This is a genomic window from Crenobacter luteus, from assembly GCF_004345725.1.
In the GTDB taxonomy this organism is placed as follows: domain Bacteria; phylum Pseudomonadota; class Gammaproteobacteria; order Burkholderiales; family Chromobacteriaceae; genus Crenobacter; species Crenobacter luteus.
In genome coordinates, this window is sequence record NZ_SLXG01000003.1 from 163,756 (window position 1) to 176,564 (window position 12,809).

Below are 12,809 nucleotides of genomic sequence, written 5' to 3' on the forward strand. Positions count from 1 at the left end.
GGAGGGGGACGCTTTTTATGTTTATTAACCGCGCCTATTCAGCCTTGCTATTATCCCGAAATTCCCCTATGCCCGCCAGTCAGGACATGCCCCAACTGATTCTGCTCAACAAGCCCTACGGCGTGATCTGCCAGTTTTCCGACCACCCGACCCATCCGACGCTGAAAAGCTGCGTCGACGTGCCCGGCGTCTATCCGGCCGGCCGGCTCGACACCGACAGCGAGGGCCTGCTGCTGTTGACCGGCGAGGGCGCGCTGCAGCACCGCATCGCCGACCCGCGCTGGAAGCTGCCCAAGACCTACTGGGTGCAGGTCGAGGGCGTGCCCGACGACGCGGCGCTCGCCAGGTTGGCCGAGGGCGTCGACCTCGGCGACTTCGTCACCCGGCCGGCCGCCGTGCGCCGCATCGCGCCGCCCGCGCTGTGGCCGCGCCATCCGCCGGTGCGCTTTCGCAAGACGGTGCCGGACAGCTGGATCGAACTCGTCATCAGCGAGGGCAAGAACCGCCAGGTGCGCCGCATGACCGCCAAGGTCGGCTACCCGACGCTGCGGCTGGTGCGCGTCGCGATCGGCCCGTGGCGGCTCGACGGGCTCGAACCCGGCCAGTGGCGCGCGCTCGACGTCGACCTTGCCGATTTGCCGCGCGTCGGGCAGGCTGAACAGCCGCGGCGCAAGGCCGGGCCGGCTTTGCCGCGCAGCGCCGGCAGCGGGGCGCGTGCGCGCTTCAGGAAGCCGCGCTGAACGTCGGTCCGCCTGCGCCGGACCGACGACACAAGCCGCGCCCGACCGGGTTGGCCGAGCCTCGGCCAACCTTGCCCCGCCGGATGGCGCGGGGAAGCCGGGCTCCCGATGGTTCTGTTCAGGGCGACGCCATGCAGATACCCGATTCTTACAACCCGGTGGCGCGCGAGATCGCCGAGGCGCTGATCGCCGGTTTCGACAAGCACTACCGGCTGTTCCGCGCGGCGACGCGGGGCGCCAAGGCGCTGTTCGAGGATGGCGACTGGCAGGGCATCCAAGAGATGGTGCGCGACCGCATCGAGCTCTACGACGAGCGGGTGGCCGAGACGACGCAGCGTTTGCGCCGCGAGTTCCACGCCGAACTGCTCGACGACGAGATCTGGCAGCAGGCCAAGCTCTACTTCGTCGGCCTGTTGATCCGCCACAAGCAGCCGGAGCTGGCCGAGACCTTCTTCAACTCGGTGTTCTGCCGCATCCTGCACCGCGACTACTTCCACAACGATTTCATCTTCCTGCGTCCGGCGATCTCGACCGAGTACATCGAGTCCGACCCGCCGACCTACCGCAGCTACTATCCGGCCACCGCCGGTCTGCGCCGCACGCTGCGGGCGATCGTGCGCGACTTCGGCTGGGCCCGGCCGTTCGCGCGGCTGTCGCGCGACCTCGGCTGCGTGCTGCGCACGGTGCGCATGCATCTGGACGGCGAGTGGCCGGCGCTGGAGGCCAACTTCCAGATCCAGGTGCTGTCGGCCGCGTTCTACCGTAACAAGACCGCTTACATCATCGGCAAGGTGATCAACGGCGGCGCGAGCCATCCGTTCGCGCTGCCAGTGCAGCACGACGCCGGCGGCCGGCTCTATCTGGATACGGTGCTGCTCGAGCCGTGGCGCATCGGCGTGCTGTTCTCGTTCTCGCGCGCGTATTTCCTCGTCGACATGGAGGTGCCGTCCGGCTACGTGCAGTTCCTGCGCTCGATGCTGCCGACCAAGAGCAAGGCCGAGCTCTACACCATGCTCGGCCTGCAAAAGCAGGGCAAGAACACCTTCTACCGCGACTTCATCCACCATCTGCAGCATTCGAACGACGAGTTCGTCGTCGCGCCGGGCATCCGCGGCCTGGTGATGCTGGTGTTCACGCTGCCGTCCTTCCCCTACGTGTTCAAGCTGATCCGCGACGTGTTCGGCAGCACCAAGGAGGTCGACCACGCGACGGTCCGGCGCAAGTACCAGCTGGTCAAGCGCCACGACCGCGTCGGACGGATGGCCGATACGCTGGAGTTCTCCAACGTCGCCTTCCCCAAGGCGCGCTTCAGCGCCACGCTGCTCGACGAATTGCGCGCGCAGGTGCCGTCGCTGCTCGAGGAGGGCGACGAGACGCTGGTGATCCGCCACCTCTACATCGAGCGGCGCATGAAGCCGCTGAACCTGTATCTCGCGTCGGCGAGCCCGGTCGAGAAGGAGCGCGCGGTGCGCGACTACGGCGACGCGATCAAGGAGCTGGCCTCGGCCAACATCTTCCCCGGCGACATGCTGTTCAAGAACTTCGGCGTGACGCGCTACGGGCGAGTGGTGTTCTACGACTACGACGAGATCGAGTACATGAGCGACTGCCGCTTCCGCGCGATCCCGCCGGCGCCGAACCCGGAGTACGAGCTGTCGGGCGAGCCGTGGTACCCGGTCGCGAAGGGCGACGTGTTTCCCGAGGAGTTCGGCACCTTCCTGCTCGGCGATCCACAGGTGCGGCGCGTCTTCCTCAAATACCACGCCGACCTGTTGACGCCGGCGTTCTGGCAGGCGCGCCAGGCGCGCATCCGCGCCGGCATCGTCGAGGATTTTTATCCCTATCCGCACGAGATGCGCTTCATCAACCGCTACGGGCATCGCTTCGCGCCCGGCGAAGCGGCCGCGCCGCCCTGACGCGGGGCGGTGGGAGGCGGGCGGCAAAAAGGGCAGCCTTCACGGCTGCCCTTTGGCGTGCGGGGCGTGACGGCGTCAGGCCGACTGTGCCTGCGGCGTCTGCTGTTCTTCGAAGTAGGCGAGCGAACCGGCGCTGGTCAGGCCGATGTGAAAGCGCAGCTCGGGCGGCGTCGGCGCGCCGGCGCGCTCGGCGGCGCGCACGAGTTCGAACAGGACTTCGACTTCCTTGAACTTCTTGGCGACCTTCACGTTGCCCTCGAGCCAGGCGCCGATCTCGTCGGCCTGCGGGTGCGCGTTTTCCAGCGCGATCACGTTGCCGGGCCGGCTGACGAGGCTGATCGCCGGCGGGATGTCGACGCCGATCGCCAGCAGCTGGCCGCGTACCAGCTGTTCGAACTTGGTCAGCTGGCGGCGCGCACGCGCGCGCACGGCGGTCAGCGGCAGCGCGGCACCGGACTTGCTTCGGCCGAACAGGGTGTCCAGGCCGGGGTGGGTCGTCTGTTCTTCTGCCTGTTGCATCGAGTCGATCTCCTTGACTGTCCTTGTACGGGGGAGGGGGGGGCGGCAGCCGCCGGGCCGCCTCAGGCCTCGTTCATGTGCCGTTCGGCCTCCATCCGCATCTTCTTGCGGATCTCGGCTTCACGGAAGCGTTTCTCGTAGCGCGGGTCCGACAGGTCCAGCGGCGGCACGGCGACCGGTTTGCCGTCCTCGCCCAGCGCCACCATCGTGAAGTAGCAGCTGTTGGTGTGGCGCACGCTGCGGCTGCGGATGTTCTCCGCGACCACCTTGATGCCGACCTCCATCGAGGTGCGGCCGACGTGGTTGACCGAGGCGAGGAAGGTGACCAGCTCGCCGACGTGGATGGCCTGCTTGAACAGCACCTGGTCGACCGACAGCGTCACGACGTAGCTGCCGGCGTAGCGGCTGGCGCAGGCGTAGGCGACCTGGTCGAGCAGCTTGAGCAGCACGCCGCCGTGCACGTTGCCGGAAAAGTTGGCCATGTCGGGCGTCATCAGCACCGACATGGTGAGTTCGCGTTGGCTGAGGTTGAGTTGATCCATGAAGCTCTCGTTGGGCCGGATGGCGGCAGGAGCGGGCCTGCCGGATTCAGTCTAGGAAACCGTCGCCGGCTTGTCCGGCCGATTTCCTACTTTTTTGTTACAAACGCGCATCCCTGCACAATTCGTATAGCAAAGCATGCGCTTCGCGCGGACTCATGTCATCCGGATTCACGTCCGCCAGCCGCTCGACGACCGGGTGCGGCGCCGGCTCGACCGGCTGCGCGCTCATCGCGGCGACGAACAGGTCGGGCTGGAGGCTGGCGGCGGCCGACTGGTTTTCGAGTTCCACCAGGTGGCGCTTGGCTTCGCGGATCACCCTGGCCGGCACGCCGGCGAGGCTGGCGACCGCGAGGCCGTAACTCTGGCTGGCCGGGCCTTCCTCGACATGGTGCAGGAACACGATGCTGTCCTTATGCTCGACCGCGCTCAAATGCACGTTGGCGACCTGCGCGAACTCCTCGGCCAACCTCGTCAGTTCGAAATAGTGCGTCGCGAACAGCGTATAGGCGCGGTTCTTGTCGATCAGCGCGCGCGCGATCGCCCAGGCGAGCGCGAGGCCGTCGAAGGTCGAGGTGCCGCGGCCGACCTCGTCCATCAGCACCAAGGATCGGTCGGTCGCGTTGTTGAGGATATTGGCGGTCTCGGTCATTTCGACCATGAAGGTCGAGCGCCCGCCGGCCAGGTCGTCCGACGCGCCGATGCGGGTGAAGATGCGGTCGACCTCGCCGATCGTCGCCCTCGTCGCCGGCACGAAGCTGCCGACGTGGGCGAGCAAGGTGATCAGCGCGACCTGGCGCATATAGGTCGACTTGCCGCCCATGTTCGGGCCGGTGATGAGCAAAAGCTTGCGCGCGTCCGACAGCGTCACGTCGTTGGCGATGAAGCGCTCGACCTGCGCCTCGACCACCGGGTGGCGGCCGCCCTCGATCGCAAGCTGGACGCCCGGCACGAATTCGGGCTCGACGTAGCCTTGCGTGTCGGCGCGCTCGGCCAACGTTGCCAGCACGTCGAGGCTGGCGGCCGCGTGCGCGATCCGTTTCAGCTCGGCGATGTGCGGCGCGAGTTCGTCCAGGAGCGCCTCGTACAGCTGCTTTTCCAGCGCCAGCGCGCGGTCGTTGGCCGACAGCGCCTTGTCCTCGAAGGTTTTCAGTTCCGGCGTGAGGTAGCGCTCGACGTTCTTCAGCGTCTGGCGGCGGCGGTAGTCGTCCGGCACCTTGTCGGCCTGCGCCTTGCCGACCTCGATGTAGAAGCCGTGCACCTTGTTGTACTCGACCTTGAGCGTCGTGATGCCGGTGCGCGCCTTCTCGCGCGCTTCCAGTTCCAGCAAGAAACTGCCGCAGTCGCGCTGGATCGCGCGCAATTCGTCGAGTTCGGCGCTGAAGCCCTCGGCGATCACGCCGCCGTCGCGCAGGAAGGTGGCCGGTTCGGGCGCGATCGCGGCGGCCAGCCGCGCGGCGATCGGCGAGTCGTCGGGCAGGCAGGTGGCGAGCTGGCGCAACAGTTCGCTGTCGAAGCGCGCCAGCGCCGGTTTCAGCGCCGCCAGTTGGCCGAGGCTGTCGCGCAGCGCGGAAAGATCGCGCGGTCGCGCGGTGCGCAAGGCGACGCGCGCGGTGATGCGCTCGACGTCGGCGACCTCGGCCAACTTGTCGCGCACTTCGTCGTAGCCGGAAAGCAGCGCGCGCACCGCCGCGAGGCGTTCGGTGATCTTCGCCTGCGAGCGCAGCGGGTGGTGCAGCCAGTGCGCGAGCTGCCGGCTGCCCATGCTGGTCGCGCAGGTGTCGAGCAGGGAAAACAGCGTCGGGCTCGCCTCGCCGCGTATCGTTTCGGTGATCTCGAGGTTGCGGCGCGTGGCGGCGTCGAGCTGGATGTGGCTGTCGAGCGACTCGACCGCGAGGCTGGCGATGTGGCCCGGGTGGGTGCCTTGCGTGGCGAGCACGTAGTCGAGCAGCGCGCCTGCCGCGCCGATCGCGACCGGCAGGCCCTCGGCGCCGAAGCCGGCCAGGTCGCGCGTGCCGAAGTGGCGCGTCAGCGTCGCGGCGGAGGATGCGGCGTCGAACTGCCAGGCCGGGCGCTTCTGGCACGGGATGCCGACGTTGTCGACCAGCGCGGCGATGCCGTCGTCGGGCAGCAACAGTTCGGCCGGCTTGAGGCGTTCGAGCTCGCTGGCCAGCTCGTCGACCGAGGTCTGCGAGACGCGGAATTCGCCGCTGGCGAGCGAGATCCACGCCAGACCCAAGACGCCCTTGACCGCGTTGAGCGCGACGATGCGGTTGTCGCGCTTGTCGTCCAAGAGCGCGGCGTCGGTCAGCGTGCCCGGCGTGACGATGCGCACCACCTTGCGCTCGACCGGGCCCTTGGCGAGCGCCGGGTCGCCGATCTGCTCGGCGATCGCGACCGATTCGCCGAGCTTGACCAGGCGCGCGAGGTAGCCTTCGGCGGCGTGGTAGGGCACGCCGGCCATCTTGATCGGGGTGCCGGCGCTGGCGCCGCGCGTGGTCAGCGTGATGTCGAGGAGCCGCGCGGCGCGCTCGGCGTCCTCGAAGAACAGTTCGTAGAAATCGCCCATGCGGTAGAACAGCAGCTTGTCCATGTGCTCGCGCTTGAGCGCGAGGTACTGCTGCATCATGGGGGTGTGCTTCGCTTCGGGCTGGGGTGCGTTCACGGGGAAATCTCTTTGACGGTTGCCGGGGCAAAGCCGGGATTATCCCGCGAAACGCGTCCGCACGCGCGATGGTCTATAGCGAACTGTCTTGTCCGCAAGGAGGGTGCCATGACCCATCCCGTCCGCGTCCTCGGCCTGGCCGGCAGCCTGCGCCAGGCGTCCTACAACCGCGCGCTGTTGCGCGCCGCCGTCGAGCTCGCGCCGCCCGAGGTCGCGTTGTCGGTCGCAGATATCGGCGCGATCCCGCTCTACAACGAGGACGTCTACGAGCAGGGCTTTCCCGAACCGGTGATCGCGCTGCGCGAGGCGATCCGCCGGGCCGAGGCGGTGCTGATCGTCACGCCCGAATACAACTACTCGGTGCCCGGCGTGCTGAAGAACGCGATCGACTGGGTGTCGCGCCCGCCCGAGCAGCCCTTCGACGGCAAGCCGGTGGCGATCATGGGCGCGAGCCCGGGCATGTTCGGCTCCGCCCGCGCGCAATACCACCTGCGGCAGACGCTGGTGTCGCTCAACGCGCGGCCGATGAGCAAGCCCGAGGTGATGGTGGCCTCCGCCCACCAGAAGTTCGACGCGCACGGCAAGCTCGCCGACGAGACGACGGCGCGCTTCGTCACCGCGCAGCTCGAGGCGCTCGCCGCCTGGGCGCGGCGGGTGGGGGACGAAAAAAACAACGGCTAGCGGGCCGGCGCGATCAAGCCTGGCCGAGGCTGGCGCGGTTCAGCGCCGCGGCACGCCGGCCAGAAAGTCGAACAGCCGCGCATCGAGTGAGCACGCGACGTTGAAGCGGAACCAGCCGGCTTCGGCGTCCTCCTCGCTCTGGTAGAAGGCGCCCGGCGCCAGCGCGATGCCGGCGGCGGCGGCCGCGTCGGTCAGCGCCTTCGCGTCGACGCCGTCGGGCGCGCGCGCCCACAGGAACAGGCCCCCGGCCGGCCGGTGGAACAGGCGCCAGCCGAGCGCCTCGAGCGCGTCGGCGACGCGCCGTTGCGCCTCGGCCAGGCGGTCGCGCAGCCGCTCCAGATGACTGCGGTAGTGGCCGTCGGTGACGATGGCGAGCGTCGCCGCCTCGTTCAGCGGCGAGCTGGTCAGCGCGCCGGCCATCTTCAGCTGGCTGACCGCCGTCACCGTCGCCGGCGCGGCGGCGAGGAAGCCGACGCGCAGCGCCGGCGAGATCGTCTTCGAGAAGCTGCCCAGGTAGATCACGCGCCGCAGCGCGTCGAGGCTCGCCAGCGTCGGCCCGGCCGACGCGGCCAGTTCGGCGAACGGGTCGTCCTCGACGAGGGTGAAGTCGAAGCGTTCGGCCAGCTGCAAGAGCCGGAACGCGGTGGCCGCCTTGGTGCAGGTGCCGGTCGGATTGTGCAGCTGGGTGTTGGTGAAGAAGGCGACCGGCCGGTGCGCCTCGGCCAACGTCGCCAGCGCGTCCGGGTCGGGGCCGGCGGCGGTGCGCGGCACCGGCAGCAGCCGCGCGCCGTGGGCGCGCAGCGCGGTCAGCAGGTTCGAGTAGCCGGGCGTCTCGACCAGTACCGCGTCGCCGGGACGAACCACCAGCCGGATCGCCAGGTCGAGCGCCTGGCTGGCGCCGTGGGTCAGCACGATCTGCGCGGCCGGCGCCTCGATGCCGCGCAGCGCGAGCTGCCAGGCCAGGTGCTCGCGCAGCGCGGTCAGGCCCTGCGGGTGGCCGTAGCGCGTCAGCCGCTCGGCCGGGCCGCGCGCCAGTTGCCGCAGCGCGCTCCTCATGCCTTCCTCGTGCAGCCAGTCGCCGGGCAGCCAGCCGCCGCCGGCTGGCAGCGTCAGCGCGTCGTCTTCGTAGACGCGCCGGATCAGCCACGCCTCGTCGACCGGCGCGCGCATCAGCGGCGCGGCGGCTGGCCGGGGGCGCGGCGCGACGAAATGGCCGCGCGCCGGGCGCGCCTCGATCCAGCCCTGCGCCGACAGCCGGTTGTAGGCCTCGGCGACGGTGAAGGGGCTGACGGCGAGCGCCTTCGCCAGCGCGCGCACCGACGGCAGGCGGCTGCCGACCGGCAGCAGGCCGCGCGCGACGCGCTCGGCCACGGCGGCGACGATCTGTTCGGTCAGCGGGGTCGGGGAGGTCTTGTCGAGGGTGAGCATGATGAAGCGTACCGGGTTGGCGACCAGTACAGACAGCCGGCGATCGTGCTGTCATGTATCTGTCTTTCGGCTTCATGGTGGCCAATACTGACCGTGCCGGCAAGCTGCCTTGCCCATTCTTCCCGATACAGCGAGCAGTACAGACCAAGACGGAGCGCACCATGTCCACGCCAGACCTGAATCTCGACGCCTACTGGATGCCGTTCACCGCCAAGCGCTACTTCGAGGCCCACCCGGAGCGGCGCGTGTTCGCGTGCGCCGAGGGCGCCTACTACTGGACCGAGGACGGCCAGAAGCTGTTCGACGGCATCTCCGGCCTGTGGTGCAGCGGCCTCGGCCACCGTCACCCGAAGATCGTCGAAGCGGTGAAAAAACAGCTCGACACGCTCGACTACAGCACCGCGTTCCAGATCGGCCACGCGCCGGCGTTCACGTTGGCCGAGCGCATCGCCGACGCGGCGCCGGACGGTTTCTCGCGCGTGTTCTTCTGCAACTCGGGCTCCGAGGCGGTCGACACCGCGCTGAAGATCGCGCTCGCCTACCACCGCCTCAAGGGCGACGCGGCGCGCACCCGGCTGATCGGCCGCGAAAAGGGTTACCACGGCGTCGGCTTTGCCGGCGTCTCGGTCGGCGGCATGGTCGCCAACCGTAAGCTCTACTCGGCGAGCATGCTCGCCGGCGTCGACCACCTGCCGCACACGCACAATCTGGAAAAGATGGCCTTCTCGCGCGGCGAGCCGGAGTGGGGCGCGCACCTGGCGGACGAGCTGATCCGCCTGGTGCAGCTGCACGACGCGTCGACCATCGCGGCGGTGATCGTCGAGCCGATGCAGGGCTCGGCCGGCGTGATCGTGCCGCCCAAAGGCTATCTGAAGCGCTTGCGCGAACTGTGCACCCAGTACGGGATATTGCTGATCTTCGACGAGGTGATCTGCGGCTTCGGCCGCATGGGCGCGGCCTTCGCCGCGCAGCACTTCGACGTCAGGCCCGACCTGATCACCTTCGCCAAGGGCGTCAACAACGGCACCGTGCCGATGGGCGGCGTGCTCGTCACCGAGGAGATCTACCAGGCCTTCATGACCGGCCCCGAGCACGCGGTCGAGTTCTTCCACGGCTACACCTACTCGGGCCACCCGCTGGCGGTCGCCGCCGCGCACGCGACGCTCGACGTGATCGAGGAGGAGGACATCTACGCGCGCGCCAACGATCTGAGCCGCGTGCTCGAGGAGGCGGTGCACGGCCTGAAGGGCTCGGCCAACGTGATCGACATCCGCAACTGCCAGCTCGCCGCCGCGGTCGAGCTCGCGCCGCTCGACGGCAAGCCCGGCTGGCGCGCGCTCCGGGTGTTCGAGGAAGGGCTCAAGCGCGGCGTGCTGTTCCGCTTCACCGGTGACATCGTCGTGATGGGCCCGCCGATGATCTCGACCCCCGACGAAATCGGCCGCATGGTCGAGGTGCTCGCCGACGCGATCCGCGCCGCCGGCTGAACCGCATTTCCTTACGACCTTTCAGGAATCCGCATCATGGTTGCAAAACTGACCCACTGGATCCACGGCGAAGCCGTCGCCGGCGCTTCGGGCCGCGTCTCGCCGGTCTACAACCCGGCGCAGGGCGAGGTCGCCGCCGAGCTGCCGCTCGCGAGCCGCGACGAGCTGGACGCCGCGGTCGCCTCGGCGCGCGCCGCTTTTCCCGCCTGGGCCGCGACGCCGGCGCTGCGCCGCGCGCGCGTGTTGTTCAAGTTCAAGGAATTGCTCGAGAGCCACGCCGACGAACTCGTCGAGGCGATCAGCCGCGAGCACGGCAAGGTGCGCGACGACGCGCGCGGCGAGCTGACGCGCGGCATCGAGGTGGTCGAGTTCGCCTGCGGCGCGCCGCATTTGCTCAAGGGCGAGATGTGCGAGAACGTCGGCAGCGGGGTGGACAGCTATTCGCTGCGCCAGCCGCTCGGCGTGGTCGCCGGCATCACGCCGTTCAACTTCCCGGCGATGGTGCCGATGTGGATGTTCCCGGTCGCGCTGGCCGCCGGCAACTGCTTCATCCTGAAACCGTCGGAAAAGGTGCCGAGCGCGTCCTTGATCATCGCTCGCTTGCTGAAGGAGGCGGGCCTGCCCGACGGCGTGTTCAACGTCGTCAACGGCGACAAGGATACCGTCGAGGCCATCCTCGCGCACCCCGACATCCAGGCGGTCAGCTTCGTCGGTTCGACGCCGATCGCGCGCCACATCTACACCGTCGGCACGGCCAACGGCAAGCGCGTGCAGGCGCTCGGTGGCGCCAAGAACCACATGGTGGTGATGCCCGACGCCGACCTCGACCAGGCGGTCGACGCGCTGATGGGCGCGGCCTACGGTTCGGCCGGCGAGCGCTGCATGGCGATCTCGGTCGCCGTCGCGGTCGGCGACGCCACCGCCGACGCGCTGATCGACCGCCTCGCGCCCAAGGTGCGCGCGCTCAAGGTCGCCGCCTGGGACGCCGAAGGCGCCGAGATGGGCCCGCTGGTGACGCGCGAGCACCGCGACAAGGTCGCGTCCTACGTCGAGGCCGGCGTCAAGGAGGGCGCGACGCTGGTGGTCGACGGCCGCGCGCTCAAGGTCGACGGCAACCAGACCGGCTTCTTCCTCGGCGGCTGCCTGTTCGACCATGTGAGCACCGACATGACGATCTACCGCGACGAGATCTTCGGTCCGGTGCTCGCCGTGGTGCGCGCGCCCGATTACGAGAGCGCGGTGAAGCTCGTCAACGAGCACGCCTTCGGCAACGGCACCGCGATCTTCACCCGCGACGGCGACGCGGCGCGCGACTTCGTGCACCGCATCCAGGTCGGCATGGTCGGCGTCAACGTGCCGATCCCGGTGCCGATGGCCTTCATGAGCTTCGGCGGCTGGAAGGCGTCGCTGTTCGGCGACCACCACGCCTACGGCATGGAGGGCGTGCGCTTCTATACGCGGCTGAAAACCGTCACCGAGCGCTGGCCGCAGTCGATTCGCGCCGGCGCCGAGTTCGTGATGCCGACGATGAAGTGACCCCACGCTGGCCGAGCCCCGGCGCCATGGCCAGACCGTCTCCCGCACCCGTCCTGGCGACGGGTGTTTCTTTTTCGGGTTTCGGGATGACAAAGGCCATCCAGTCCGGAAAACAAGTGACGTTTTGCTAGGGTGAGGATAAGGGTCGGCGCCGTTCCGGCGCCGCTCGGTTTGCCGGAGGGTCGGATCATGAAAAATTTGCTGGTCGGTTTGGGTCTCGTTTGCGCGGTGGCGCAGGCGTGGGCGGACGAGGCGGCATTCGACGCGGCAGCGGCCGAAACCCGCACCGTGCCGGGCGAGGCGCTCGACGGTCTGGCGACGGCCAGCCTCGACGGGACGGTCGGGGAAGCGCTGGTGCACTCGCCCGACGCTGCGCTGTCGCGCAAGCATCGCGACATTCCGCTGCGCGCCGGCGACGCCCGCCCCTTGTCGACGCCTGCACCGTCGGTGCCCCCCTACGACCCCGCCGCCGTGCGCGCCAGCTTCTCGCTGCGCTGACGCGCTGCGGGCCTTTCCCTCCCGCGCCGTATGCCAACGGCGGCGGGCTGCGCCGGTTTTGCTGCCACTTGTCAATTCTGCTTGCTAGATTGATAACGGTAACTGACGAAACCGCGCGAACGCCGGCAAGGGGGGATGGAAAATGAAGCGTTTCACGATGGGCATGCTGCTGCTCGGGCTGCCGTGCTGGGGATGGGCGGCGGGCGGCATGGAGTTCCGCTTCACGCCCTTCAGGGGCGACGAAGCGGGTTCGGCCCGGGTCGACGTGGTGCCGGGCGTGGCGCGCATTTTCCTGAACGACGCCTTGCACGCGGTTCAGGCGTTGAAGAAACGGCCGGCGCCGGTCGATGCGGACGAGCGCGAGGTCGCGCCCGCCGTGCAGCTGTCGCTAGACGCCTTCGCCTCCCGGCTGCGGCGCGGCGAGAACACCTTGCGCATCGAGTTCGTACCGGCGGAGCCGAAACGGCGCTACCGCGCGCAGTTTGGCTGGCGCGTGCAGGATGCCGCCACCGGCGCGGGCCGTTTCGGCGTGGTCACGAGCAGCCAGAGCGGTTGGCAGACGCGCGACGCGACCGGCACGCTGCGCTTCGAGAGCCGCTTCGAGACGGCGACGCTCGACGCCGACGGTCTGACGGTCGCGCCCAGTCTGGACGGCGAGGCGAGCGTCACGCCGGGGCGCTCGAGCGCGCACGACGGCACGGTCGGCGCCGGGATGGGCGGCATGCGTCCGCCGGTCGCGCGGCCGGCGATCGACCCCAGCCTCGGCCCGGGCGTTTTCAGCATCGGCCGCTGACCCCGGT

The 12,809-nt window shown here is 69.2% G+C and carries 11 protein-coding genes; 7 read left to right on the plus strand and 4 right to left on the minus strand.

All coding sequences use genetic code 11. The features are described 5' to 3' along the window. Positions 1-86 precede the first annotated feature (86 nt). Positions 87-740 (plus strand): pseudouridine synthase, encoded by a 654-nt coding sequence (locus EV683_RS03350; protein ID WP_066612099.1) that lies wholly within the window; start codon positions 87-89, stop codon positions 738-740. 131 nt (positions 741-871) lie between these two features. After that, positions 872-2,656, plus strand: coding sequence for a bifunctional isocitrate dehydrogenase kinase/phosphatase (gene aceK, locus EV683_RS03355; protein WP_131861822.1), 1,785 nt, complete (start codon positions 872-874; stop codon positions 2,654-2,656). A 75-nt stretch (positions 2,657-2,731) separates the two neighbouring features. Here the strand turns inward: aceK and EV683_RS03360 are convergent, their stop codons facing one another. The 3 genes from EV683_RS03360 to mutS all read right to left on the minus strand — a co-directional run bounded on the left by EV683_RS03360 (position 2,732) and on the right by mutS (position 6,343). Further along, on the minus strand, positions 2,732-3,175 hold the full coding sequence (locus EV683_RS03360) for a hypothetical protein (RefSeq protein WP_066611791.1): 444 nt from the start codon (positions 3,173-3,175) through the stop codon (positions 2,732-2,734). A gap of 62 nt (positions 3,176-3,237) precedes the next feature. Further along, positions 3,238-3,717, minus strand: a complete 480-nt coding sequence (locus EV683_RS03365; RefSeq protein WP_066611789.1) for an acyl-CoA thioesterase — start codon at positions 3,715-3,717, stop codon at positions 3,238-3,240. A 97-nt stretch (positions 3,718-3,814) separates the two neighbouring features. Then, entirely contained in the window at positions 3,815-6,343 is a 2,529-nt protein-coding gene (gene mutS / locus EV683_RS03370) for a DNA mismatch repair protein MutS (RefSeq protein ID WP_131861860.1), read from the minus strand. Positions 6,344-6,487: 144 nt separating this feature from the next. Between mutS and EV683_RS03375 the strand changes: the two genes are divergently transcribed. Next, the gene (locus tag EV683_RS03375) at positions 6,488-7,060 is read left to right on the plus strand and encodes an NADPH-dependent FMN reductase (RefSeq protein WP_131861823.1); all 573 of its coding nucleotides are present in this window, start codon (positions 6,488-6,490) and stop codon (positions 7,058-7,060) included. Positions 7,061-7,099: 39 nt separating this feature from the next. Here EV683_RS03375 and EV683_RS03380 read toward each other — a convergent pair whose 3' ends face one another. Next, positions 7,100-8,488, minus strand: coding sequence for an aminotransferase-like domain-containing protein (locus tag EV683_RS03380; protein WP_131861824.1), 1,389 nt, complete (start codon positions 8,486-8,488; stop codon positions 7,100-7,102). Between the two features lie 161 nt (positions 8,489-8,649). Here EV683_RS03380 and aptA point away from each other — a divergent pair, with 161 nt between their 5' ends. From aptA to EV683_RS03400, 4 genes are all read left to right on the plus strand, one after another. Next, a complete protein-coding gene (aptA, locus tag EV683_RS03385) occupies positions 8,650-9,975 on the plus strand; it encodes an omega-aminotransferase AptA (protein ID WP_131861825.1) in 1,326 nt (441 codons plus the stop codon). A 36-nt stretch (positions 9,976-10,011) separates the two neighbouring features. Then, positions 10,012-11,511, plus strand: a complete 1,500-nt coding sequence (locus EV683_RS03390; RefSeq protein WP_131861826.1) for a CoA-acylating methylmalonate-semialdehyde dehydrogenase — start codon at positions 10,012-10,014, stop codon at positions 11,509-11,511. Between the two features lie 189 nt (positions 11,512-11,700). Continuing rightward, a complete protein-coding gene (locus EV683_RS03395) occupies positions 11,701-12,009 on the plus strand; it encodes a hypothetical protein (RefSeq protein WP_066611784.1) in 309 nt (102 codons plus the stop codon). A gap of 142 nt (positions 12,010-12,151) precedes the next feature. Next, a complete protein-coding gene (locus EV683_RS03400; RefSeq protein ID WP_066611782.1) occupies positions 12,152-12,802 on the plus strand; it encodes a hypothetical protein in 651 nt (216 codons plus the stop codon). Positions 12,803-12,809 lie beyond the last annotated feature (7 nt).